Annotated in this window: 1 protein-coding gene; it reads left to right on the top strand. The window is 65.6% G+C overall.

The window, feature by feature from the left end:
• The coding region (locus tag HV670_RS30435; protein ID WP_175108602.1) for a winged helix-turn-helix domain-containing protein at positions 1-561 on the top strand (561 nt) is incomplete at both ends.

The raw sequence follows: 561 nt of genomic DNA, 5'->3' as shown, positions 1-561 counted from the left end.
CTCGAGCGGCCTTCGCTGATCCTGCTCGACATCATGATGCCGAATTGCGACGGTCTGCAGGCCCTCAAGTCCCTGCGCGACGCCGGCGACGACCTACCCGTCATCTTCCTGCCGGGCCGCGTCGGCGTAACGGACCGCGTCGCCGGACTCGAATACGGCGCCGACGACTACCTGACCAAACCCTGCGACTCACGCGAGCTCCTCGCCCGCATCCACGCGGTCTTGCGACGCCGCGGTCGCGTGCCGAGCGCGGCGCCAGAGCAGCGCGAGACCTTCAGTTTCGGCCCCTTCGTGCTGGACTTCACAACGCGCACGCTCGTGCGGAACGGCACGCGCTTGGAACTCCGCGAGGGTGAATATGCATTGCTCAAGATCTTCAGCGCTCACCCGCTCACCGTGCTGTCGCGTGCGCGCCTGCACGACCTGCTGCATGGCGACGACTACGCGTTTCGTGACCGGTCGCTCGATGTGTCCGCCTGGCGTCTGCGCCGCGTGATCGAGAGCGATCCGTCCAACCCCCGCTATGTGCAGACCGTGCGAAACAAAGGCTATATTTTCGTG

Origin of the sequence: Pararobbsia alpina, assembly GCF_902859895.1 — a bacterium.
Taxonomy (GTDB): Bacteria; Pseudomonadota; Gammaproteobacteria; order Burkholderiales; family Burkholderiaceae; genus Pararobbsia; species Pararobbsia alpina.
This window is presented reverse-complemented; position numbering and strand designations above follow the sequence as displayed.